Consider the following 25,080-nt stretch of genomic DNA (forward strand, 5'->3'; position numbering starts at 1 on the left):
ATAAGTATGTGAAACACATTACAAGTTTGCAACTTTAACCCTTTAGAGTAAGCTCGGAAATTCGATTTTTGACGTGATATTTTTAGATTTAAACAACACATTTGTTAATGAAATGTATCTTTTCTCGTTTAAAAATAGGTGGTTAAGCATTCAGTTTGCGGTAGAATTTAGTCTCTCGAACACCACTAAATAGGGTCAATATGCAGCAAGTCGTCGATATAAGTTGGTGGCAAATACTCTTGTTTTCACTCACTCTGCTGATCCCGTTTTCTATCAATAGCTACTACAAAATCAACATTGGACGCGATGCCATTGTCGGTTTGGTGAGAATGACTGTACAACTGGCATTAGTCGGTCTCTACCTTGAATACTTGTTTTATTTAAATAGCTTAGTCATCAATCTTATATGGTTAGCGGTGATGATAGTGGTAGGCTCAAACGCTATTGTTAATAAAGCAAAGCTGCCAAAATACCCATTGATGGGCTTCGTCAGCATTGGTCTAGTAGTCGGTCTATTTCCTATTGTCGGGTTGTTGTGCATTGCCATCATTCAACCAGAACCATTTTACAGTGCTCAATACGTCATTCCTTTGGCGGGTATGCTGTTAGGAAACAGCCTAAGTGGCAATATCGTCGCGTTACAAAACTTTTTTGGCTCTCTAGAAAACCGATGGAGCGAATATGAAGCCTCTATCGCGTTAGGAGCACCGATTCCTCTAGCGACCCTGCCTTTTATTAAGGTCGCACTCCAGAAGTCCTTAGCTCCTATTTTAGCGACTATGGCGACAACCGGGTTAGTCTCTCTCCCTGGCATGATGACTGGTCAAATTTTAGGCGGTGCTAGCCCGCTGATAGCGATCAAATATCAGCTTGTCATTATGATTGCGATTTTTGTAATGATGACGATCTCAATAACCATCAGTCTTAACTTAGTAGTACGCCGAAGTTTCAACGAAGCCGGCAAGCCGAAAATTCGATTTATTGATCCTCAATAGATCTTCAACCTTCATTGTTACTCACCAAATTTAAACCAAGTTATCCACAGCTTATGTGGATAACCAAGCTATTGAGTTTAGTATAATTATTGGTTATCACTACTACATATGGTGTACTGATCATACTGGATCAGATTTCTTCATCTTATTGTCATACCTTCTGGTTATTTTGTGTTCTAAACAGTCACTCCTATATAGAAACACACTCGGGCAGTGGCTTAACGCAGTTCGTATTATCGAAGAGAGGAAGGAACCCATGCCGAATAACATAGATTTTGAAGACGGTATAGATAACGAGGCTAAAAACTGGCTCATTCACGAACCTGAAGAGCTTAAGGACATAATGGCTGACATTCCCTTTTTTATGGAAGGCAGCAGTACCAAAAGAGTGGTTATATCTTAAAGCCATTTAGACCGACACAAAAAAAGCGCCAAAAGGCGCTTTTCTACAATGAGTCCGTTATTTAATCTCTTAGGTAGATCAACCAGTAAAGCATACCGACGAAAACACCACCGCCGATAATGTTGCCCAGTGTTACCGGAATCAAATTGTTGACAACAAACGTAGCAACATTCAAATCTGCAAAGTCGGAAGGATTTGCGCCAATCATTTGCCAAAACTCTGGTGACGCAAAGTTCTTAATACCGATCGCCATTGGTACTTGAAATAAGTTCGCAATACAGTGCTCAAAGCCCGCAGAGACAAACATCGCCACTGGCAAAACCATCACAATGATTTTGTCAGTTAAGGTTCTACCACTGAATGTCATCCAGACAGCTACGCACACCAGTACGTTACACATAATACCAAGTGCAACCGCTTGCCAGAAACCATGATGCAGTTTGTGCTGAGCGATATGCATGGTGTTCAGTCCCACCTGCCCTGCATCAAACATATATTGTTTTGCTGTAAGCATGATTCCAACAAGAAGTAGCGCCCCTAGCATATTGCCAAAATAAACAACGAACCAGTTCTTGAACAGTGAGCGCCATGTAATCTTGCCACTGGCACGAGCAACTAACGTCAGTACCGAACTGGTAAAGAGTTCTCCACCAGTAATAATGACCAGTACTAAACCTAAACTGAACGCCAGTCCACCAAGAAAGCGAGTGATACCCCAAGGGAGATCACCAGCACCCGTTGTAATGGTTGTATAAAATATAAATGCGATACCTATGTGCAGACCTGCAGTAATCGCCAAAAGAAAAGACTTCATTGGGTCTTTTGTTGCTTTACCTACACCGGCCTCGGCCGCACGTTCTGCCATTTGTGGTGGCAGTAAGGCATCAAACTGATTCATTTCCATTTTGCTCTATACATATTTGGTTACATGTCAACTGGGCGCGGATAATCGCTCCAATCAATAGATAAAGCAAGATCTATTTATCACTTTAATCGCGTTTTTCTTGACAGGTGGAAAATGAATCCGCATTAAGGTTTATGTGACAAGGATCACTCGTCGATTTTCAAAAATAAGTGTTTATATTTCACTATTGAAAATGTTGAACTTGAATATCGGTAATAAAGATAACTGATAAAAAAACGCCGCATGAAGCGGCGTTGGTTTGAAAGATGCGAGACTTTAAAACAAGCCATTAAGATTTGTCTGATTTCTCTTGAAGTGCGGACACCAATTTCTTCAAAGCTTCAATGTCTGCTTGATTCTGCTCGGCTCGGTCTAGTGCTACTTGAGTATCCTCTGAATGTCCTTCGGTATTTTGCTCTTGTAACAGAGCTATTTGCTGTTTCAGTAGTTGATTTTCTTTCTGTAGCGCTTCAGAACGATCCGCCTTCCTCAATTGCTCAACATCATGAGCAATACGTTCAGACTGTGCTGTAAGAGATTGATCTCGATAATCGTTACCCTTTGCCACCGAAGATATCTTGTGCAAACGTGATTCAGCCTCTAGCACCATGGGTTCAAATTGAGATTTCTCGACATTAATCAACTTGTTTACTTCAGCGACAACCGCCTCGAGGCGACGGAACTGAAAGTTGATCTGATCGACTTGATGTTCTATCTCAGCAAAACTTCGCGGTGACTTAGCAACATACTTCGCCAATTCAGCGGTCCCCTGCTCTACATAGCCATAGCTCACCGGTGCCAATGTATTGTATTTTAGCCGACTTAGATCTGCCAGTCGCTGCTCCAATGGCTTGACGTACATGGCATCAATAACGCGAACTTCAAGTGCCAAAGCGTTATTGAGGAATGTCTCTTGATAGCTTTCAGCATGCTCAGTTTCAGATACGACTAGATACTCAAACAAGCGCTGATAATCACGATTTAAGTTGTTCATCGCATGTCTGAAATATTTGCCAGCCTCTATTTTATTGAGGTAGGCCATTTGACTCATCGCTGGTGCGAGCAAGACATCCGCTTGCTTTTTGAGTCCTTGAATTGCTTTATAGTTATACTCCACAGAATTAATGCGGTCTCGGAAACCAACCGCATACGTCTCACTAGAAAAGACGGAATGCTTCGCATCGACTTGCGTCGGGTCTTTACGCATTTCTATGAATAGATCATGCGCACTTTTCCAAGATGACATCATATCGCGGTAGTTTTCTGGCGCATAAATTCGAAGTGCATCCGCACCTTCCAATTTCTTCGACCATACGGCATAGGTGCCTGAAATCTCGCTAAATACCCTACTTCTTGTTTGACGAACCTCTTCCGGCGTCAAATTGGCATGGGACTCATTAGCCGTTGGGGTACTCGCACACGATGCAAGGCCCAAAACACACATTAATACAACAGCCAAATTGCGTGTAGACATCTACTCTCCTAATAACTTGAATTCATCATATGAACCAAGAAAAATCGTCCTATCAAATCGACAGGCCATAACCTACGAACTATATTCAAATTACTCACTAAAATACATCACATAGAGCCCTAAGTGATTATATTTCATCCACTTAATAACAAAAATTTACCGTTTTCCTTTAGAAGGCGGCGCAAGCTAACACTTTATTAACTGTGTGATTGTCAACTCGTTCAATCCCCACTATGTTGAGTGGAGAATCTCAACCAAGAGGCAAATCTATGAAATTCACTCCAGCGCATCTTTCTGAAATGAACCTGTTATTGCAATTTGACTTAAGCAGCGCGGCAACAGGTATCAAGGTCCATCACGATGCAAGCAAAGAGATGCAAGAAGCAGTCCAACGATTATTCGATAAAGGACTTTGTACCCTACCTGACGGTGGCTACCTTACGGACGAGGGAATTGAAGTGGCGGAGCACGCAGACAGAGTCCTTCGTGTCTTAACGTCTTAGCACTAACGTGATATGTCTCTAGCAGCGGCATCTCATTGCCGCTGTAATTAACTCCTACCTCTTAAGCTAAAAAAAGACGACGATAGGGCTGCCATCTGTCATACACCCAATTAAACCCCGTCGTGTAGAAGAAAAAGAATACAAGAAAACCTGCTTCAATAATCAAAGCTGTCAGTAATGAAACCTGCAAGAACCATGCTATGGCCGGTATGGTCATGACAATCAACCCAGCTTCAAATCCTACTGCATGACCGATACGCAAAAGCAAGGAACGCTTGCTCCTCTCACCAGGAATATATCTATCAAACAATACATTATAGAGATAGTTCCATACTACGGTGAATAAGCTCATACCGACACCTACAACCATTAGTTCCATTGATTTACTACTTGTAGCTATAGATGCAATAGGAATTATGATAGCTAATGCTAACGCCTCAAACAGAACGGCATGAAACATTCTTTCTTTATTATTCATGAAGTTACCTTGTAAATATGAAACATCGTTTACCAATAAAGTAATTATCCGTTATGCTTTAGAAAGACGGAAACGAGATAACATCAGGAAACCTGATATGTTTAGTATCGAACAATTAGAAGCATTTATTACTACGGTTGAAACCGGTTCTTTTTCCGCTGCAGCACGAAAGCTTGGCAAGGTCCAATCTGCTGTTAGTCAGAACATCATGAATCTTGAGATCGATTGTGGTGTTGATGTTTTTGACCGAAGCGGTCGTTATCCAGTTCTTACCGATGCTGGTAATAAACTACTTCCCTATGCTCGCGCAGCAATTACCCAACACCAGCGACTTGCGGATTTAGTCGACACACTAGGACATGATGAGATACAACCTATCGTTTTAGCAGTAGATGAAGGTATTCCACTGGAAAGAATCACCCCAATACTCAAAACACTCTCGAAAGAGTTCCCCTCTCTACAATTGGAATGTTTGCTTGCCTCCAGTGTCGATATTATAGAAATGGTTCAATCAGGCAGAGCAACCTCAGGTTTAGTCTATGGCGAGCACGTTATCCCCTTCTCATTAGACTTTGAACATGTTGGGGATTTAGAGTTCGACATTTTTGTGTCTTCAGAGCACCCGCTCGCTAAAACTATCACTCCCCACCTTGAAATGTTGAGTTTGCACCGACAGCTTGTCGTCAGCTCGAGAAGTTCTCAAAAGAGTAGCTTTCATCAAGTGCTTAGTCCTGATGTTTGGTACTCTGATAGCTACGCTATGATTATAGAATGGTGCCTTGCAGGATTTGGGTGGACCTATGCTCCTTCTTATATGGCAAAAGAAGCGCTTGCTCAAGGTAAGTTAGTGCAGGTTCCGATAGAATTTGAAAAGATATCCGCAATCACCAACATCGATCTAATCCAACACTCAAGTAAGAGTAAAGATGCCGGTCATAAGCGACTGCGAGAATTACTTCGACACCGTTTCGAGGATGTATAACATGACAGAAAAGCAAATACTCGTCGTAGGGGCAGGTTGGCTTGGCCTACCGCTGGCCCATGCTTTGCAAAGCCGAGGCTATAAGGTTATAGCAACAAGAACCAGCGTTGAAGGCGTAGCTGAAATCTCCCAAGCTGGCGTGGATAGCCTCTGCTTGGATCTGAATGCTATCCGTTCAGAAGAAGAGGAGCTGACACTAACAGATCAACTCATCAAGAAGCAGATAAATGTGATTATTGGCTGCTTTCCTCCAGGCTTTAGGCAAGGAGGCGGTGCGCTTTACGCTTCTCAATGGGCGCAGCTTGTTCAAGTGGCAAAACGAATTGGTGTGGAAAAGATCATCATGATTAGCTCTAGCTCTGTTTATCCAGAACGAGCCGAAATCATGACTGAAGATATGGCTAGGCTACCGATAGCAAAAGGCAGAGAAGACTTTAGCGCTAAGTCTATTATTATGCTCACTGCAGAAGAACACGTTAGAAACTCAACTTTAGATTATGTCATCGTGCGTTGCAGTGGTTTGTTTGGTCCAAATCGTCATCCATCTCGATTTGCCTCGAAACTCAAGACTGTGAGTGATCAAGCATCCGCAAATATGCTGCACCTTGACGACGCTGTTGGCGCAATTATTTTTTGTTTAGAACATGTGGATGCGAGCGTGGTAAACGCCACCACACCAGAGACCTGCGACAAAGTGACCTTTTATCGTGCTGCCTTGCGTTCGGTAGGTTTAGATACCTCGTTGAATTTAGTGAACTCAGAGCCAGACAAAACCATCTCTAGTGAAAAACTGCAAGGTCTGGGTTATCACTTCAAATTCCATCATACGCTTGATGCGCTATAGATTACTGAATAGTCCACTACTAAAAAAGGAAGCATTATGCTTCCTTTTTTACTTTCATTATGTGCTTTACTTGCCCAGCGCTTCTTTATAATGCTGACGGCAAACTGAGACATATTTATCATTACCACCAATCGCTACTTGGTCACCTTCTGCGATAGCTTTACCGTCTTCATCGGTTCGGATTACCATATTGGCTTTACGACCACAGTGGCAAATTGTCTTTAGCTCGACTAATTTATCCGCCCACGCCAGTAGGTGTTTACTGCCTTCAAATAACTCACCCAAGAAGTCTGTTCTCAAACCGTAGCAAAGAACTGGAATATTCAGCTTATCAACCACTTCTGTAAGTTGATAAACTTGTTCCTTTGACAAGAACTGACATTCATCAATGAGGATACAGTGTCGTTTAGTCTCGGCATTCAGCGTTGCGATTTCATCAAACAAATTGGAGTCTGGCTGGAAAAGCTGCGCTTCGGACTGAAGCCCAATACGTGAGCTAACCTTACCAATGCCATAGCGATCATCAAGTGCGGCAGTGAAGATTAGAGGATTCATTCCTCGCTCTTGGTAATTGAAAGAAGACTGAAGAAGAGTTGTCGACTTACCCGCATTCATTGCTGAGTAATAGAAGTACATCTGAGCCAAAGTGATACACCAAATTCAAAACTTAAAAAGAAGCCCTTGCATGCAAGGGCTACGAGAAATTACTTACGACGCCACGTCGTACCTTCAGGACCATCTTCTAGAACAATGCCCATTTCCGTCAGCTTGTCGCGTGCCATGTCAGCATTCGCCCAATCTTTAGATGCACGAGAGTCGTTACGTAGCTTAATCAAAGCTTCAATTTCAGCCACCTCATCGTTATCGCCTGCATCACCTTTCAAGAAAGCTTCTGGATCCTGATGAAGGATACCGATAACATCAGCCAATTCACGCATTAGCGCACCAAGTTGGCTCGCCTGACCTAAATCCACCGTTTTCAGACGGTTGATTTCACGTGCCATATCAAATAGCACTGAGTACGCTTCAGGTGTGTTGAAATCATCGTTCATGGCTGCGGTAAAGCGAGTCACGTACTCTTCGCCACCCGTTGGTTCTGCATCTAAATCCAAACCACGAAGTGAAGTGTATAGACGCTCAAGTGCTGAACGAGCTTGATTTAAGTTGTCTTCACTGTAGTTCAGTTGACTACGGTAGTGACCTGACATTAAGAAATAGCGAACCGTCTCTGGATCGTAATGATCCAATACATCGCGAATCGTAAAGAAGTTGCCAAGAGACTTAGACATTTTCTCTTTATCAACCATCACCATACCGCTGTGCATCCAAGTGTTCACATATTGAGTGTCGTGTGCGCAGCAAGATTGAGCAATTTCATTTTCATGGTGTGGGAATTGAAGGTCTGAACCACCGCCATGAATGTCAAAATGATTACCTAAAATCGATGAGTTCATTGCCGAGCATTCAATGTGCCAACCTGGGCGTCCAGGTCCCCATGGCGACTCCCACGTAGGTTCACCTGGCTTAGACATCTTCCAAAGTACGAAATCCAGTGGACTACGCTTCGCACTCTCAACATCTACACGAGCACCAGCTTGAAGCTGGTCAAGATCTTGCTTTGAAAGCTTACCGTATTCATCGAACTTCGATACTTCAAACATAACGTCACCGTTATCGGCAACGTAAGCAAAGCCACGATCGATCAGTTTTTCAACCAGCTCAATGATTTCCGCAATGAATTCAGTAGCACGAGGCTCCACATCTGGACGCTTCATATTTAGCGCATCAAAGTCCGCGTGCATTTCACCGATAAGGCGTTCAGTCAACGACTCGCACGATTCACCATTTTCGTTAGCACGTTTGATAATTTTATCATCGATATCAGTGATATTACGCACGAATTTCAAATCGTAACCAACATAACGAAGGTAACGTGAAACCACATCGAAAGATACAAAAGTACGACCATGGCCGATATGACAGAGATCGTAAATAGTGACCCCACAGACATACATGCCGACTTTGCCCGCATGGATAGGTTTGAATTCCTCTTTTTGTCTCGTCAGTGTGTTGTATATTTTTAACATGATCTCTATCTGGATTATTACGTTTAAAAAGTAACGGCGATTATAACCATAATCCTTGTCATAATGGAGTCATTAAGCGAATAAATCTTGCATTTTGCGTGAAGAATGAGCTAACTCCAATCGAGTCAGCATAAAAACGAGCTCAATAATGCCAGATAACCGGATTTCGACGTTTGCTTGTGACAGCAGTTAGGCTAGAATCGTTGTCTCTAACATAAAAAACACAGAATAGGTATTCATCATGATCACCCTTCATACTAATTTCGGCGACGTTAAGATTCAGCTAAATGAAGAAAAAGCACCAGAAACGAGTGCTAACTTTGCTCAGTACTGCCGCGATGGTTTTTACGACAACACACTATTTCACCGTGTTATCGATGGTTTCATGATTCAAGGTGGCGGCATGACGTCTGGCCTTAAAGAAAAAGCAACTCGCGCGCCAATTAAAAACGAAGCTAACAATGGCCTGAGCAACAAAGTAGGCACTTTAGCAATGGCTCGTACAATGGAACCGCATTCTGCTAGTTCTCAATTCTTCATCAACGTAAACGACAACACTTTCTTAGACTTCCGCTCAGAAAGCCTAGATGGTTGGGGTTACTGTGTATTTGGTGAAGTTGTTGAAGGCATGGACATCGTCAACAAGATCAAAGGCGTGAGCACAGGTTCTATGGGTATGCACCAAGACGTACCACTAGAAGAAGTCATCATCACTGGTACTACGATTCACGAATAATCGTTCGAGGGAGGGCATTGCCCTCCCTAACTCAACTATGACTACACTATTTATTTCCGACCTTCATCTTTCTCCCTCTCAGCCCCAAATAACGGATTGTTTCGTTAAGTTTATGCGCGAAGAAGCAGTTCACGCAGAAGCACTCTATGTGTTAGGCGATCTGTTTGAATTTTGGATTGGCGATGATGACCCCTCTGATTTTGCTCAAGCGATCAAAGCCGAATTCAAAACTCTCACTCAATCAGGTGTCTCCTGCTATTTCATCCAGGGAAATCGTGATTTTTTGCTTAACAGACGTTTTTGCAAAGAAACAGGGATAAAACTACTCGATGAACATAGCGTGATCGATCTTTATGGTCGCAAAACCGTGATCCTTCACGGCGATACGTTATGCACTGAAGATCACAAGTATCAAGCATTCAGAGCCAAGGTTCATATGCCTTGGCTGCAGTGGATATTTAATCGGCTTCCATTCTTTACAAGACAGCATATCGTAAATAAAATCCAAGGCGATATTCGTGATGTAAAGGCGCAAAAATCGCTCGATATCATGGATGTCACTCAATCAGAAGTGGAAACACTGATGAAACAATGCGGAACCGACTTGATGATTCATGGTCATACACACCGACCTAATATTCACCAATTCGAGGTTGATAATAAGCCTTACACACGCATCGTACTTGGTGACTGGTACCAACAAGGATCTGTTTTGGTTTGTACACCAGAGTCGCAACATTTAGAAGTACGCCGTTTTGCTTAAAGCATGAGCCAAACCGCAGAAAATTCGACATATAATTAGTCAAGGACTGCAATAAAACGTTAAGATAGTCCAACGTTTTTGAGATCACGATGCAAAATTTGAAATACTCCTACATTGCTCGGCAACCTATTTTAAATAGCGAACAGAAGACTGTTGGCTATGAGTTGCTATTTAGAGACGGGCCGAACAATACCTTTCCAGATATCGATCCAGAACTGGCGACAAACCGTCTCCTTTCTGAGCACTTCCTTGCAACTCACTATAGTACTATTGGTGATAAGCTAGGTTTTGTTAACTTTCCGTACCAGAGTTTAGTGAATTTGGTCCCTACTCTATTCCCTAAAGATAACTTGGTGATCGAAATCTTAGAGAGTTGCGAGCCCACTGCGGAACTCCTCGCCGCGATAAAGAAGATGTCGAAAGCAGGCTATACCATTGCACTTGATGACTTTGTGCCACGTAAAGAATGGCTACCATTCTTGCCGTATACTTCGATTATCAAGATCGACATTCGCCAATATTCTTTGTCGAAAGCTGAGACTTTGATCGAGCGTCTCAAGGATCAAAACATCGTGTTTCTTGCGGAAAAGGTTGAAACCTATGAAGAGTTTGAGCTCGCAAAACAAGTTGGTTTCACCCAGTTTCAGGGCTACTTTTTTAGCCGTCCTCAGCTGATAAGAAGAAAACAGATCAAACCTTCCTTTTTGACTGTAGTTCAGCTTTGTAAAGAGATTTCAAACCCAAATATCAATTACGATGAGCTTGAGCGACTTATCTCTCTAGATGTCACGCTTTCATATAAGCTGCTCACATTTGTTAACGCCTCATACCTGATACGAGCAGAGATAAAGTCATTTAAACAAGCTCTGGTCTATCTCGGCGAAGATCGCCTGAGAAAGTTCATTTCGTTAGTCGCAATCACTTCAACGCAAGACGATAAGCCTGACAGCTTATATAGCTTATCGATTCAGCGCGCCCGTTTTTGTGAATTATTGCTTAATGACATGAACACCAACTTGGATGATGGATTGGGTTTTCTGACTGGCATGTTCTCATTACTTGACTCGTTATTCGATCAACCTCTAGAAGAGTTGGTTCAAAAGATGCCAATTGATAATCTGGTTAAAAGTGCCCTTGTGACCAAACAAGGCACACTTGGAAAACTCTTAACCTTGGTGAAAGCTTATGAAGCCGCAGACTGGACGACGGTGATTGCCTGCAGAGATAAACTTGCTCTTAATGACGAGATGTTAGCTAAGTATTACGATGAAGCCATCAAATGGACCGAAGATCTATTAGCGATCGAAACGGAATACCACACCCACGCTTAACTTGGATTTTTTATGACATCATGCTATTGCGGTAACGATGCACCGTTTGAGTCGTGCTGCCTACCAATACACCAAGACGTTCGCAAGGCGAACAAGCCTGAACAGCTTATGCGCGCTCGGTTTAGTGCTCATAAGACAAAAAACGTCGACTTTGTTGTCGCCACCTATCACCCTAGCTGCGATGCCGAAGCCGAACGCAGTTCAATCGCTGATTCAATTAATAGCAATTGGACCAAGCTCAAGGTTACTGGTACTGAGAGCGGAACGAATGAACATGAAGGTTTCGTGTCTTTTGAAGCTTATCTTGAAGAGGACGGCTTTGAATATTGTCTTACCGAACGATCTCGCTTCATTTTTGAAGACGATCAATGGTATTACATCGATGGCGAGTTAGACGATTCTATTCCGCCTCGCCCACTCACCACGCAAGCGCTCAAGGTCGGCAGAAACGATCCATGTGTGTGTGGCAGCGGCAAGAAATACAAAAAGTGCTGCGGATAGAGGATCATAAGGGAAAGCGAATCAACTCACTTTCCCTTATTTCATACATTGGATTCGCTACGACTGAGCGCTGAACTGGAGTTAGCGTTCATACGCTTTAAACTGATTGGTTAAAGGATCATATTGATAACCCAGCATATCTAGCTTGCCAACGACCCCTTCTACATCCATTTCGTACATGCTAACAAGCTCTTCGAACGAATCACATTCTAAGCGAAGCTTTTCATTAACGATGCCCAATAAGATAATGCTATCAAAACGGCTCACGTTACTTAAATCCATAATCGTACTCCATAAAAAAAGCTAGCCTTTAAAGACTAGCCTTATTTAGTAAAATAGAAAGTGACCTAAGTGGCAGATTACGCCAGCCAATAGAGTTGCAACAACCCGACGTTAGTAACCATTAAACTAAGAAAAGCGATCGTCAATTGACCTTTGGTTGGCGTGCTATGACGAATGATGTGCCAACTCCAGATAACTATTCCGACCACCAGCATCACCAATGAACTAACCACAGCAGACGTGTATTGAGTCACGATTTCTGGTTCCCACTGGTAAGCATTTACGACAAAGCTCACCGCAAGAAGCATTGAAAAGATCACCCCAGAGACAGGCAAAATACGATGAAACGCCTGTAAGCGGGTTCTCGCGATAGTCAAAAGCAGGTGAGCAAAAGCCGTACCTAGCAGTAGGCCAGAACAGACTAGAGAAAGAGACTGAGCTAAATTTGGCTGTTGAGCAACAATGATACCCGCAAACGCAATACTGAAACCATTGGCTAAATGCACTACCCAAAAAGGGCCTTTCTCTCGCGTTTTGCCAGTTTTAACTTGGGAATAGAAGTAAAACACCGCGAATACCACAAGAAACGCCTCAACTTTTAATGATGCGATTGCTAACCACAAAATTCCGATAGCTGGAAACAACTTGTGGATACGTCCGCGTTGACCAGGGCAAATATCACCTTTTGCCAGTATTAGGGTCAGGATAAGCAGAGCTACCGTTAAAGCAGGCGCTAGAAGGGTTAAAACAGCGGTAATCATGGTTTGACATTCAAAGTGGTAATTGATGGCGCTGATAATATATCAGGTAACCCTCGAATGCTATTCACATTGAAAAACCACAATTTCTTTGGGCTTTGAAGTCATCAACGTAGGGGTATATAATGCCCGCCTCCAAAACTAGAGGTTAAAATATGTACAACGACGTTTCCCCAATCCATGAGCATAAAAAATACTGGGCCGAGTGCTTCGGTGTGGCTCGTTTTCTGCCAACTAGCAGAAAAGAAATGGATGCCCTTGGTTGGGACAGCTGCGACATCATCATTGTTACTGGTGATGCCTACGTCGATCACCCTAGTTTTGGCATGGCGATCATCGGACGCTTATTAGAAGCGCAGGGCTTTCGCGTTGGCATTATTGCCCAACCAGATTGGAGCAACAAAAATGACTTCATGAAGCTTGGTCAACCGAATCTGTTTTTCGGTATTACTGCAGGTAACATGGACTCGATGATAAACCGCTATACTGCCGATCGTAAGCTACGTCACGATGACGCGTACACGCCGAATAACGAAGGTGGAAAAAGACCCGATCGTGCAACACTTGTTTATTCTCAGCGTTGTCGTGAAGCTTATAAAGAGACACCCATTGTATTGGGTGGTATCGAAGCGAGTTTGCGCCGAATTGCGCACTATGACTATTGGTCTGATAAAGTTCGCCGCTCTGTGTTATTTGATGCTAAAGCGGATATTTTGCTATTTGGTAATGCCGAGCGTGCCTTAGTTGAGGTCGCACACCGTCTTGCTGATGGAGAAACTGTTAGCAACATGACCAATATTCGCGGGACTGCTGTTAACCTTCCTGCAGAACCAGAAAACTACACGATTATTGATTCTTCTCGCATTGAAAAGCCGGGTAAAGCATTCGTGCCTCAAAACCCCTACGAAGTAGAATCAAATTGCGATACACAAAAGAAAGAACCTGAAACTAAGCCAATTACGATTCGCCCTTCTCGTCATGATGCAAAAACAACGGCAGTGAGACTGCCACCGTACGAGAAACTTAACAACGACCGTATTTTGTACGCGCACGCCAGTCGTGTCATGCATCTGGAAACAAACCCTTATTCGGGGCGTGCTTTGATTCAAAAGCACGGTAATCGTGAGCTTTGGGTAAACCAAGCACCAATCCCACTTTCTACCGAAGAGATGGATTACGTATTCGGTCTACCTTATGCACGTGTACCACATCCTATGTACGGTAAGGCCAAGATTCCTGCCTATGACATGATCAAGACTTCTGTGAACATCATGCGTGGCTGTTTTGGTGGCTGCTCATTCTGTTCGATTACTGAGCATGAAGGCCGCATTATTCAAAACCGTTCGCAAGACTCAATTCTTAACGAACTTGAAGAGATTCGCGATAAAGTTCCAGGCTTCACGGGTACGATTTCTGATCTAGGTGGTCCAACAGCTAACATGTATCGTCTTGGCTGTTCAGATCCAAAAGCAGAAGCCAACTGTCGTCGTCCTTCTTGCGTCTTCCCTGGCATCTGTAACAAGCTCAATACTGACCACAAACACACTATTGACCTTTATCGTGCAGCTCGCAAAGTTAAAGGGGTCAAAAAGGTGATGATTGCATCGGGTGTTCGCTACGACTTGGCAATAGAATCACCGGAATATGTGAAAGAGCTTGTTACGCATCACGTCGGTGGTTATTTGAAGATTGCTCCTGAGCATACCGAGAAGAATCCGCTCGACTTAATGATGAAACCGGGTATGGGAACTTACGACCGCTTCAAGGAGATGTTCCAAAAGTACAGTGAAGAGGCTGGTAAAAAACAATACCTCATTCCTTACTTTATCTCTGCGCACCCCGGCACTGAAGATGAAGATATGTTGAACCTCGCGTTGTGGTTGAAAAAGAACAACTACGAATGTGATCAGGTTCAGAACTTCTATCCATCACCGATGTGTAATGCCACATCAATGTATTACTCAGAGACCAACCCACTCAAGCGTGTGAAGTATAAAAAACGTGAGGATGTGCCTGTTGCTAAAGGAGATCGTCAACGTCGGTTGCATAAAGCGCTGTTACGTTATCATGACCCAGCAAACTGGCCTTTGCTCCGAGAAGCATTAACGAGCATGGGCAAGCAGTACCTGATCGGTGACAAACCGGGCTGTTTAGTCCCTGCAGAAGATCTTGATGCTAAGACGCCAGCCCAACGAAGAAAGTCAGGTCGACACGGTGCAAACAGATTCGCGACCAAACATACTAAAGGTCAACCGGATATCAGAACTGACGGCCAAAGAAACTCAGGTAAAGGTTCGAAACCCAAGAAAAAGTCTGGGCAACCATCTGGCAATGGAAAACCATCCAGAAGCCCTAAACGACGACCTCGTTAAGCCTAACGTCAATATAAAAAAGCGCCTCTCAATTTGAGAAGCGCTTTTTTTATTTTGCGACAGACCCTATTGCATGCAAATAAGCCATTGAATTATTGATATTTATAAGTTTGGCACAGTCCGTGCTCTGTTACTCGAAACACACTCCCCTTGATAAGGACAGCAAGATGGAACTACTAAGAGCAGAGACCAACAACCACACTTTGAAACTAGAACTGTATGGTGATTTTGATGCTCGAGGAAGCCGTGAAGCACAGCCTCAAATCGATGACATTATCCACAATGATTGGCACCAAGAGATAGAGGTTGACCTAAGTCAAGTCCGCTTTATGGATTCTTCAGGCATCGGTGCTATTGTTTATCTATATAAGCGTCTAGTTGAACGCGAACGCAAAATGCGATTAGAGAACGTAACGGGACAACCGCTACAAATCATACAGTTGCTTCGAATTGGTCAGGCAATTCCTGTGAACACGCATGCGAGTAACGAATACCTGTAACACATAATTATACTAATTTGTTGGCAGAATAGGTGGTAACTACATGGACGTAAAAACGGGTGTAAAGCTATGCATTACCTGTCTCTCGGCATATCTCCTTTTAGCTTGTACAAGCTACCCAGATGAGGGAACAGGTGGTATTGCCGAGAACTATGCAGGTTCTGATTTTTCACCAGTGATGCCAGATGAACCCTTGGGACCTGAGCACGGTTTGCGATTTGACTGGAAGCTAGCCGCGCTGCACCTAGATTCCTTGATTGAAGAAGGAGCACAATGGTGCTTCCCCGCTGCCGTTCTTCAGGCACAAGAAAAACAAAATCGCATCGCAAGAGAGTTAGAGGGCGGCCTATGGATTGACGCTGCTAACGACATCGTCATTCAACGTAAAAAGCTCAATGATTTGGAGTTGCGTCTCGACTACGTATTGAATGAGGCGACATGTGCGCCCCCTCTCAAAGGCAAGGATTTTGATGATCTAATGCAAGTGGTTAAGCGTGTCTACCAACTTCTTAATGTCGATAACCAGTTCGCGTATAACTCTGTCGAAGTTAATCCCAAATACATGGGTCATCTCGCGGAAGCAGCAAACATCCTTAAGCAACATCCTACCATTCGCCTTTCTGTTACCGGACACGCCGATGCTACCGGAGGTACCGAATACAATGAAAAGATTGCGAAAGGACGTGCGCAGCAAGTTAAGCGTTACCTAACTATATTTGGCCTAGCTCCTGGTCGTATCGAAACACACTCACTTGGTGAAGAACTGCCTCTCTACGAGGGTGACAGCCCGGGAGTTCGACTTACCAACCGAAGAGTCAGCATTGAAGTCATCGCGGATAAAAATAGCAATGCCACTCAAGGAGCGTTGTGATGAACCAAGCTAAAGTAATAGTACTACTATGCGTAACTGTTCTCTTCGCCTTATTTGCACCACTTTCCCTAGCTAACGAGAAGCAGGTACAAGTCGGCGACCTCATTCAAGTCGATTTGCCTGGCGAATCGAGCTTAAATAGGGGATTTCAGGTTGATAAACGTGGTCGAATTACACTACCAGAAGTAGGCCCTGTATTCGTTGCCGGCTATAACGAAGAACAGCTCACCACGGCGGTAAAGGGTGCGCTTGATAAAGTTTTTCGTGACACCTCAAACGTCCAAGTTTATGTCGCAGAACGGCAAATTCTAATTTCAGTGCAAGGCTATGTTGCCTCACCAGGAGAATATACGCTTCCCTACAACTCAAATGTCCAAATGGCATTGCACGCCGCTGGCGGACTGCGCTCCGGAGCCCAGTTAAACAAAATGTTGTTAAAACGAGGTGCAGATAGACAGGAATTCGACTACAAGCGATTCCTTGATACTGGTGATGACAAAAACCTCCCAGCCCTGCAATCTTTGGACACCTTATTTGTACCAGCTTCCCCATTAGTCGGTAATATTGAACAAGAGTTTGACCCGGCTAAACTTGCTGATTCGGGTGATAGTGCCGACTCACGCCAAGCCATTAAAGTATTTGGTGAAGTGAATGCACCTGGCTCCTTCTCCTATAAATCGAATAGCGACCTAGTAGACGTGCTGATGCGAGCAGGCGGCGTTACGCGTTATGCTAGCGTGGAGCAAATTCGAGTAATCAGCAATAACACCCCTACACTATTCAACTTAAAACGCTATTTAGACAGTGGTGATGTTTCCTTGTTACCTCCTCTGCAAGCCGGAGCGACGATTTTTGTACCCAAACAAGAAGAGGAAATTAAATCCGGCTCCAATACCGTGTATGTCATGGGTGAAGTAGCCGCTCCCGGTGCTTTTGAAGGTAAAAAAGGTGCGACCTTTATGGATATCCTTGCCAATGCCGGAGGCCCAACACGATTTGCAGAGTCTAGACAGATTCGCGTAATAAAGTCCGATGGCCGAGTAGTCCCTTTTGATATGACGGCGTACACCGAAGGTCTAAAAGGCAGTCAAGCACCAAAAATAGAGCCTGGTGACGCTATCTTTGTACCAGAGAAAACCGATATCAACGAGAAATCGTGGCTTAAAGTATCCCCAGACCGAGCAGTCAACGTAATCGGTGAAGTAGTTCGACCTGGCCGAATTGAATGGTCAGATGAAATGGATCTGATGGACTTACTGGCGCATGTTGGAGGTCCAAGCGGCCGCGCAGACACCTCAAAAATCGAAGTCGCTAACGGCAATAAAATGGTGGTGTTTGATCTTGATGCCTTCATAAAACGAGGGGCTCCTCAATCAGAGCTGCCTTACATTTCAGCTGGCGCTATTGTCCGTGTTCATGATTTACCACAAGATCCATCAGATAACAAAGCTCAGTGGGTAAGACAAAGCTCCGATGCCTCCATCTACGTGTTCGGCCAAGTCAATGCTCCGGGCCGTTATCGATTCACGGACGATATGCATTTTCTTGATATTTTATCTGCGGCAGACGGACCAACTAAAGACGCGGACATTCACAACATTCGCGTGACTCACCGAGACAAGCCTTATTCGAAAGTAAGCAAGCTCAATCTCTCGCTTTACTTTGAGACCGGTGATGAGTCCATTATTCCACTGGTTAAGCGCGGAGATACGATTTATGTCCCAGAGAAAAACCGTAACTGGTTAGATACGCCTAAAGAGAAAACCATTCGCATATTAGGTGCTGTCAATAACCCCGGACGATACGTGTTTAACGACAATATGACAATTCTTGACGTTTTAGCAGAGGCAGGAGGACCAAGTGATAGAGCTTATGTAGAGAAGATTAGCGTCGTCAACATGTCTTGCTGCCAAGGACAAGCAAGAACCTTTGATCTGGTGGAGTTCAGTAAAACTGCTGATATCAAAATGTTACCCGTGATTCGCGCAGGCGATACTATTTATATCCCGGACCGCCGTAATAGCTTTGCAGAACAAGCTCGACTGGGCTTAACCGATATCTTCAGGATCGTCTCGACGATCGCTGTAATAGGAGCGCTATAATGTCTATTCCCGCGACTCATGCTGAAATTGAAGAGCTTTATCTCAATGCAGAATTGAAGCAATGCCGCTCAATCAGTATTACAGCCTGCAACAGCGAAGAAGGCACCTCTTCGATAGCGCAAGCTTTGACTGAGCGCTACCTTCTTGCTGGTCATAAAACACTGTTGGTCGACCTCAATCTATACCACCCAAGTCTGATGAGCATAGAACTGTCTGATGTTCCCTCTCTTTCATCAGAACTCACGCCGAAGAACAGCCACTGGGTGCAAGATAAACACTCCCCAAAAGTGTTTCTTGGGGTATCCGCACCTAGCGACCCACGAACTCGTTTGTTGTATAAGGACCCAACCAACTTAAGGCAACAAGTTGCGGAATGGCTAACTCAATACGATCGAGTGGTTATTGATACGTCACCTATCCTCAACGTTAATCAAAACAACATCCCAGCGCACTGTGTCGCTAACGCATGTGATGGTACTTATTTGGTTGTGCTAAGCGGGGTCACGCTCACCAACCAAGTAGCCGATGCAGTTCAGGCATTACAAGAAGGTACCCACACCCACTTATTGGGAACCGTACTTAACTACCGGGATCAACCTTCACTAGCAAGTGAGATTTGCCGCGAGATTGATCGTCTGGGTTGGTTACCTTCCAAAATAACATCGTGGGCTAAGAAGAAAGTGATCAGCAATAGATTCCTGTCGTTGCCTATTTGACACTCTTTTGCGCAAATTCTTTATATTCAGCGCGTTAGACAGTAATTTACTAAAAATCGTCGTTATTTGTACTATCCTTTAATCAGCAGTGATATTAAACAAGGAAGTAAATATGACACCGAAAGTGCTCCTTATTGAAGACTCTTCTTCACTCGCAGTACTTTATAAACAGTTTTTGCAGAACGAGCCCTACGAATTATTGCATGTGGCTACCGGCGCGGAAGCAAAGCGTCTGTTAGAACGAACCTTGCCTTCATTGATAATCCTAGATCTGCAATTGCCCGATATGCAGGGAGACGAGATCCTTGAATGGATGGAAGAAAAAAACCTGCAGATTCCGGTTATCGTCGCTACCGCACATGGCAGTGTAGATACTGCCGTCAAGCTTATTCAAAAAGGCGCGAAAGACTTCCTTGAAAAACCAATTCGAGCTGACCGCTTAAAAACGTCCGTCAACATTCATCTAAAGCAAGTTCAATTGGAAACTATGCTCGATGATATTCAACAGCAGATGGAACGTGAGCGATTTCATGATTTTATTGGCGCCAGTATTCCCATGCAAGGTGTTTACAAAATTATCGATGCAGTAGCGGATACCAACGCCAGCGTGTTTATTATTGGTGAAAGTGGCACCGGTAAAGAGGTTTGCGCCAACGCCATTCACAACGAAAGCGAACGTCGAGAGCAGCCTTTTATTGCCATAAACTGTGGCGCTATTCCTAAAGATTTAATGGAAAGTGAAGTTTTTGGACATGTCAAAGGCGCATTTACAGGGGCGACAACGGATCGTAAGGGCGCTGCGTCACTTGCACACGGCGGTACTTTGTTCCTGGACGAATTGTGCGAAATGGACTTAGAAATGCAGAAGAAACTTCTGCGCTTTTTGCAAACTGGCACGTTTACACCACTAGGTGCAACCAAAGAACAAAAAGTAGATGTTCGCATTATTTGCGCGACGAACCGTGACCCATTAGCTGAAGTAAAAGAAGGTCGTTTCCGTGAAGACCTTTATTATCGCGTGCATGTAGTTCCAATTCATATGCCGCCACTGCGTGAGCGAGACCGTGACATCGTCACTCTGGCAGAACACTTCTTGAAAGGTTACGCGAAGCAAGATAAACGCCGTTTTGAATCCATTTCCAAAGAAGCACAGCGTTATCTCAAACGATATGACTGGCCTGGGAACGTTCGACAGTTGCAAAACGTAATACGTAACATTGTGGTTCTTAACGACGACAAATCTTTGGGCGTTAATCATCTGCCCGCCGAAATGGTCCAAACAAGACCAGCAACAGTTGTTCGTCCTAGCACTCCGCAAAGTATGCTCTCAGTTGTACAACACCCAACGCAGGAAAGCACCGTTGACCACAATATGGTAGAGACGGTCCAAATGGCCGCCGTGCAACCTCAGCCTGACAGCGATACTGAGCCTAGAACACCTAACATTCGTCCTATGTGGCAGGTTGAGCGAGAAACCATACAGCAGGCTATCGATTTTTGTGATGGCAATGTGCTCAATGCGGCCGTGCTTCTAGAGTTAAGCCCATCCACTGTCTACCGAAAAAAACAAGCTTGGGAGGCAGAAGACAGTGCCTCGTAGCAAGCGGGTTTGGCTACTGTTAGACAGTAGTACTTTTGGCGGTATAGAGACGCACGTCCTTGAGCTAGCAAAAGGCTTGATTGCCTTTAAGCAAAACGTAAAAGTTGTATTTTTAACGTCGCATAAACCTACGCCGCCACTCATTGCGCAGCTTCAAACCGCTAATATTGATACCACTATATTGGATGTCGACTATCCGCAACACTCTATTTGGCTGAGGCTAAACAAAGCCATTGACAAAGCGGCTTCGCAAAACCAAAAACCCACTGTTATTCATGCACATGGCTACAAAGCGAACATACTACTTCGCTTATCTCGCCTTTGCGGCGCGACATCTGCAATTAACATAGTATCGACTTTTCATGCTGGTGAAACACCGATCGGAAAAGTTCGCTGGTACGACGCTGTAGATCGAGTCAGTGCCATAGTCAGTCATAAGCGGATTTGTGTAAGTCGCGCGATCCAAGGGAAAGTTCCTTATTCTAGTGTACTGGTCAATAACTTTGTCCCACAAACTGAGTTTCTTGAATCCACAAATCAAAACGTAGCGTTCGTAGGGCGATTAAGTCCAGAAAAAGGCCCAGACACTTTTCTAGATATCGCAAATCGGTTTCCTCGCAATGCCTTTCATGTTTATGGCTCTGGTGATATGGAGCTAGAGTTAAAACAACACAATTCACCTAACGTCACTTTCCATGGCCACCAAAAAGAGATGGCCCGTGTATGGCCTGACATCGATGTATTACTCATCACCTCGAAGTATGAAGGGCTGCCCATGGCTGCGTTAGAGGCGATGTCTCGTGGCATTCCACTTATTAGCTTTAAACTGGGTGAACTGCCTAGCATGATAGACTCGGGGATCAATGGATGGATCGTTGACAGTAACCAGGAGATGTATGACGCGCTAAAGCACTGGTTTTCACTCTCCCCCGCTGAAAAAGCGCAAGTAAAGCTTAACGCGCAACAAACGATAGAACAGAACTACTCCACCAAAGTCATCATTCCCCAAGTACTCTCCATTTATGGTTTTGGCGATGCCGTAACCCAGTAACACCTATCATTAAGCTGTCATTGTGATTCCTATATTGAGAATTCCATTATCAAGTGCAACCGCACCTGAAGAGTTTTATCCTTAACTATTTGTAATATAAAGAGTTAGTAACGTGGCATCTTACTTGCTCTAAACATATCTATTACGCAAATTGATGGGCTATCCCTCGAGATAGTTATTCATCTCAATCAGGCCTTAGATATGACCAAACAATGCCAAAAACATATTGTAGTCTTCGATGCTTATTCCACTAAAGACAACGATACTTTAGCGTTGCACTCTTTGCTGCGTCAGCTCGGTAATGAAAGTGTGCAGATAAGCGTCTTAGCCGCGAAAGCCAGTCATTGGACACGACTGAAAGACTACGAAATCCCGTTGCAGATATACTCACTCCCTTTCCCTATTGACTCTAAAAAGCGGTTATCAATTACTGATTGGCTCAAAAGCTTCTGCCAGCTTTGTTACTGTCTCTACTTCTTAACAACACTCCCAAAGGTGCATGTGATGCTATCGTTTTCTCAGCCTCAAATGGCCCTCCCAGTCTACTGGTTGAGAGTGTGTTGGGGCTATGCGCTCGTTCACTTGGTTTATTCAAAACTCTATGACTCTGCCACAAACCTGTGGTGCCTAACAAAAGCCACGAAAGTTTTCTACCTAGCTGGTACTGAAGAATTAAACAGACATCTGCTACAACAAAACAACACGTTGAAAGATGAAAACTGGCAAAGCTTCCAAAGTGGTATCACAATCGCTGATTGGCCAACCGTAAGAAAAACCGCAGACTCGAGAATTTTCTGGGCAGGAGACCTTAATCAAGATCATATCGAGCACCTTTTAACTGCGGTGGCACAAGTTCCTCGGCCTATTGACGGAGACATCTGTTACTACTCTCAATCATTACTGAAATCAGCTGATAAAAGCACCTCTATCCCCCGCCCAATTAAAGGGCTACATTGGTATCAGGGCTGTCGAAATATCGATGAAATAAGACAGCAATGCAGTATTTTTGTATCAACTGCGCCTGATGAATCGGCTAACCTGTTAATTTTAGAAGCGATGGCTGCGGGCATGTGCCCTATCATTCCGAGGGACAATGGATATTGGGGTCGAGTGTTATCAGACGGTTACAGCTGTCTGAAATATAATGGCAATGAACCCAGTTCTCTCGCAAAAGTTCTCCACCATTGTTACAAAGACCCCTTCTCAAGGGATGCGATTGCCGTCGAAGCGATGAAGGTTGCTCAGTGTTACGATGCTGAGAAGAGTTATCGCCCAATCACTACTTACGTACTCGCTACATGCAATTCCATTCTTGAGTTGGAGCTTAGTCATGACTAGCGTCGATGAGCACGATTCCAATTGGAATGGGCTAGATGTCGTTGTAAGCAAGGTATGGCGATGAATACCGCCACTCCTTCTTCTAACCACTCTAAACATACACTACTGAGTGTTACGTTGTGCGCTCTGGTAGGCCTTATATGGGCATTGGTACCTCACCCTATTGTGGGTCTGGCTATCGGACTAATTCCAATCGCTATATTGGTTGTTTTGAGTCAGACCTTTTGGTTGGTAACGCTATTTATCGTATTTTCTTTTTTCCGAATTCATGAAGTTTTTCCCGCACTCTATCCATTGAAAATTCCGTTAATGCTCTCGGCTGCCGCCCTGTCCGCGTTACTTTGGCATACCTTAATTAGTGGAAAAATACAGCTTTACTGGCATCCGGTTTACCGATGGCTGTTTATATTTTGGGGGATTGTCATTATAGGAGTCGTGTTTGCCGCGAATAGAAGCGTTGCCATCGCGATGTTTAGTGGCACTTACGTCAAAATAATGATCATGACATTGGCCGTGTCATGGTTGATTACCTCTCCCAAAGAGCTATCACGTTTTTCATTTCTGATTGTTATTTCGGGGCTTGTTGTAGGTTGTGTTGCACTCTATAACTCCGCTAATGGTATTGGTTTAGTCGAAGGCTCAAGGGTCACTATTGGTCGAAGTTTCGGCTCTATGCTTGGCGACCCAAATGATCTTGCCTTAGTGCTGCTGTTTCCTCTTGCATTTACTGTCGCCACTATGACGACGAAAGGAATCGGGTGGTCATTTCGAGCCCTGTCGCTCCTAACTTCTGCGGTTCTGTTTTTTGCAATTGTCGCAACTCAAAGCCGAGGAGGATTGTTAGGGTCACTTGCGGTGCTGGGGTTCTACGCTTGGCGCATCATTCCATCAAAGACTCTATTTGCCTTTTTAGGTGTTATCGGTGCTCTGGCGCTCTACTCATTAGCTGGCATATCCGGACGAGCCTCTGGAGGAGCTGCGGAAGAAGGCATTGATGAATCTGCAATGGGCAGGATCTATGCGTGGGAAGCTGCCTATAAAATGGCACTAGACAACCCTGTCTTAGGTGTTGGACTGGATAACTTTTACTATAACTATTTCTTCTACAGTCCTCATTGGGATGGATTAAACCACGCTGTTCACAGTACTTGGTTTGGTGTGTTAGCCGAGACTGGCTTTATTGGGCTTATTGTTTTCTTACTTTTCATTTATCAGCTTTTGAAGTGTGCTAGGCAAACGCTCACTTTCATAGATGGTAGAGCGGATATCCCACCTTATCTGCGCTCAATGGCACTGGCGGTATACAGTGGCCTTATAGGCACCTTTGTATCCGGTACTTTTCTCACTCAAGGCTTCGTATGGCCGATTTATATTCTCGCTGCACTGACCATCGCAGTGTCACAAATTGCTTCGCAATTTGAGAAGTGCGAAAGCCCAGAACATAAGTAGACGACAACCCTTTGATTAATATAACTATAATTATTGGCGC

The 25,080-nt window shown here is 44.1% G+C and carries 25 protein-coding genes; 18 read left to right on the plus strand and 7 right to left on the minus strand.

The annotated features are described in order from the left end of the window. Positions 1-200 precede the first annotated feature (200 nt). Both HOP38_RS10640 and HOP38_RS10645 read left to right on the plus strand, forming a co-directional pair. Complete coding sequence (locus tag HOP38_RS10640) at positions 201-995, plus strand: ABC transporter permease (RefSeq protein WP_124939945.1); 795 nt, start codon at positions 201-203, stop codon at positions 993-995. Positions 996-1,251: 256 nt separating this feature from the next. Then, the gene (locus HOP38_RS10645) at positions 1,252-1,398 is read left to right on the plus strand and encodes a hypothetical protein (RefSeq protein ID WP_198558029.1); all 147 of its coding nucleotides are present in this window, start codon (positions 1,252-1,254) and stop codon (positions 1,396-1,398) included. A gap of 61 nt (positions 1,399-1,459) precedes the next feature. Here the strand turns inward: HOP38_RS10645 and focA are convergent, their stop codons facing one another. Together focA and HOP38_RS10655 are read right to left on the minus strand one after the other, a co-directional pair. Beyond that, positions 1,460-2,302, minus strand: coding sequence for a formate transporter FocA (gene focA, locus HOP38_RS10650; RefSeq protein WP_031496119.1), 843 nt, complete (start codon positions 2,300-2,302; stop codon positions 1,460-1,462). A gap of 289 nt (positions 2,303-2,591) precedes the next feature. Then, on the minus strand, positions 2,592-3,776 hold the full coding sequence (locus tag HOP38_RS10655) for a hypothetical protein (protein WP_198558030.1): 1,185 nt from the start codon (positions 3,774-3,776) through the stop codon (positions 2,592-2,594). A gap of 269 nt (positions 3,777-4,045) precedes the next feature. On the opposite strand from HOP38_RS10655, the gene HOP38_RS10660 reads away from it, so the two are divergent. Further along, positions 4,046-4,279, plus strand: coding sequence for a TIGR02647 family protein (locus HOP38_RS10660; protein WP_038225957.1), 234 nt, complete (start codon positions 4,046-4,048; stop codon positions 4,277-4,279). Between the two features lie 61 nt (positions 4,280-4,340). On the opposite strand, the gene HOP38_RS10665 is transcribed toward HOP38_RS10660, so the two are convergent. After that, the gene (locus tag HOP38_RS10665) at positions 4,341-4,757 is read right to left on the minus strand and encodes a PACE efflux transporter (RefSeq protein ID WP_198558031.1); all 417 of its coding nucleotides are present in this window, start codon (positions 4,755-4,757) and stop codon (positions 4,341-4,343) included. A gap of 97 nt (positions 4,758-4,854) precedes the next feature. Here HOP38_RS10665 and HOP38_RS10670 point away from each other — a divergent pair, with 97 nt between their 5' ends. After that, positions 4,855-5,739, plus strand: coding sequence for a LysR family transcriptional regulator (locus HOP38_RS10670; protein ID WP_198558032.1), 885 nt, complete (start codon positions 4,855-4,857; stop codon positions 5,737-5,739). 1 nt (position 5,740) lies between these two features. Then, complete coding sequence (locus HOP38_RS10675; protein WP_198558033.1) at positions 5,741-6,583, plus strand: NAD-dependent epimerase/dehydratase family protein; 843 nt, start codon at positions 5,741-5,743, stop codon at positions 6,581-6,583. A 66-nt stretch (positions 6,584-6,649) separates the two neighbouring features. On the opposite strand, the gene HOP38_RS10680 is transcribed toward HOP38_RS10675, so the two are convergent. Further along, complete coding sequence (locus HOP38_RS10680) at positions 6,650-7,228, minus strand: thymidine kinase (protein WP_006075116.1); 579 nt, start codon at positions 7,226-7,228, stop codon at positions 6,650-6,652. 59 nt (positions 7,229-7,287) lie between these two features. Further along, positions 7,288-8,670 carry a cysteine--tRNA ligase gene (gene cysS / locus HOP38_RS10685; protein ID WP_198558034.1) on the minus strand — a complete coding sequence of 461 codons (1,383 nt, stop codon included), beginning with the start codon at positions 8,668-8,670 and terminating at the stop codon, positions 7,288-7,290. A gap of 241 nt (positions 8,671-8,911) precedes the next feature. Between cysS and HOP38_RS10690 the strand changes: the two genes are divergently transcribed. The 4 genes from HOP38_RS10690 to HOP38_RS10705 all read left to right on the plus strand — a co-directional run bounded on the left by HOP38_RS10690 (position 8,912) and on the right by HOP38_RS10705 (position 12,001). After that, positions 8,912-9,406, plus strand: coding sequence for a peptidylprolyl isomerase (locus HOP38_RS10690; RefSeq protein WP_006074416.1), 495 nt, complete (start codon positions 8,912-8,914; stop codon positions 9,404-9,406). A 37-nt stretch (positions 9,407-9,443) separates the two neighbouring features. Further along, positions 9,444-10,169, plus strand: a complete 726-nt coding sequence (lpxH, locus tag HOP38_RS10695; protein ID WP_038222973.1) for a UDP-2,3-diacylglucosamine diphosphatase — start codon at positions 9,444-9,446, stop codon at positions 10,167-10,169. 98 nt (positions 10,170-10,267) lie between these two features. Further along, entirely contained in the window at positions 10,268-11,500 is a 1,233-nt protein-coding gene (locus tag HOP38_RS10700) for an EAL and HDOD domain-containing protein (RefSeq protein ID WP_164491465.1), read from the plus strand. 12 nt (positions 11,501-11,512) lie between these two features. After that, entirely contained in the window at positions 11,513-12,001 is a 489-nt protein-coding gene (locus tag HOP38_RS10705; protein ID WP_124939954.1) for a YchJ family metal-binding protein, read from the plus strand. Positions 12,002-12,082: 81 nt separating this feature from the next. Here HOP38_RS10705 and HOP38_RS10710 read toward each other — a convergent pair whose 3' ends face one another. Continuing rightward, positions 12,083-12,283, minus strand: a complete 201-nt coding sequence (locus HOP38_RS10710; RefSeq protein ID WP_006074412.1) for a DUF4250 domain-containing protein — start codon at positions 12,281-12,283, stop codon at positions 12,083-12,085. 77 nt (positions 12,284-12,360) lie between these two features. After that, the gene (locus tag HOP38_RS10715; protein WP_038225976.1) at positions 12,361-13,044 is read right to left on the minus strand and encodes a hypothetical protein; all 684 of its coding nucleotides are present in this window, start codon (positions 13,042-13,044) and stop codon (positions 12,361-12,363) included. 152 nt (positions 13,045-13,196) lie between these two features. On the opposite strand from HOP38_RS10715, the gene HOP38_RS10720 reads away from it, so the two are divergent. The 9 genes from HOP38_RS10720 to HOP38_RS10760 all read left to right on the plus strand — a co-directional run bounded on the left by HOP38_RS10720 (position 13,197) and on the right by HOP38_RS10760 (position 25,040). Continuing rightward, positions 13,197-15,413 carry a YgiQ family radical SAM protein gene (locus tag HOP38_RS10720; protein WP_198558035.1) on the plus strand — a complete coding sequence of 739 codons (2,217 nt, stop codon included), beginning with the start codon at positions 13,197-13,199 and terminating at the stop codon, positions 15,411-15,413. Positions 15,414-15,580: 167 nt separating this feature from the next. Then, positions 15,581-15,913 (plus strand): STAS domain-containing protein, encoded by a 333-nt coding sequence (locus tag HOP38_RS10725; protein ID WP_006074409.1) that lies wholly within the window; start codon positions 15,581-15,583, stop codon positions 15,911-15,913. Positions 15,914-15,956: 43 nt separating this feature from the next. Beyond that, on the plus strand, positions 15,957-16,784 hold the full coding sequence (locus HOP38_RS10730; protein ID WP_006074408.1) for an OmpA family protein: 828 nt from the start codon (positions 15,957-15,959) through the stop codon (positions 16,782-16,784). Next, positions 16,784-18,886: an SLBB domain-containing protein gene (locus HOP38_RS10735; RefSeq protein ID WP_006074407.1), complete on the plus strand. Its 2,103-nt coding sequence runs from the start codon at positions 16,784-16,786 to the stop codon at positions 18,884-18,886. The genes HOP38_RS10730 and HOP38_RS10735 overlap by 1 nt, the downstream gene beginning before the upstream one ends. Then, positions 18,886-19,602 (plus strand): CpsD/CapB family tyrosine-protein kinase, encoded by a 717-nt coding sequence (locus tag HOP38_RS10740; protein ID WP_198558036.1) that lies wholly within the window; start codon positions 18,886-18,888, stop codon positions 19,600-19,602. The genes HOP38_RS10735 and HOP38_RS10740 overlap by 1 nt, the downstream gene beginning before the upstream one ends. A gap of 112 nt (positions 19,603-19,714) precedes the next feature. Next, complete coding sequence (locus tag HOP38_RS10745; protein WP_198558037.1) at positions 19,715-21,202, plus strand: sigma-54-dependent transcriptional regulator; 1,488 nt, start codon at positions 19,715-19,717, stop codon at positions 21,200-21,202. Beyond that, positions 21,192-22,253 carry a glycosyltransferase family 4 protein gene (locus tag HOP38_RS10750; RefSeq protein ID WP_198558038.1) on the plus strand — a complete coding sequence of 354 codons (1,062 nt, stop codon included), beginning with the start codon at positions 21,192-21,194 and terminating at the stop codon, positions 22,251-22,253. Before HOP38_RS10745 ends, HOP38_RS10750 begins: the two co-directional genes overlap by 11 nt. 201 nt (positions 22,254-22,454) lie before the next feature. Further along, positions 22,455-23,591: a glycosyltransferase gene (locus tag HOP38_RS10755; RefSeq protein WP_198558039.1), complete on the plus strand. Its 1,137-nt coding sequence runs from the start codon at positions 22,455-22,457 to the stop codon at positions 23,589-23,591. Between the two features lie 60 nt (positions 23,592-23,651). Next, complete coding sequence (locus HOP38_RS10760; protein ID WP_006074402.1) at positions 23,652-25,040, plus strand: O-antigen ligase family protein; 1,389 nt, start codon at positions 23,652-23,654, stop codon at positions 25,038-25,040. Positions 25,041-25,080: the final 40 nt, after the last annotated feature.

Source organism: Vibrio mediterranei, from assembly GCF_013364395.1.
In the GTDB taxonomy this organism is placed as follows: Bacteria; Pseudomonadota; Gammaproteobacteria; order Enterobacterales; family Vibrionaceae; genus Vibrio; species Vibrio mediterranei.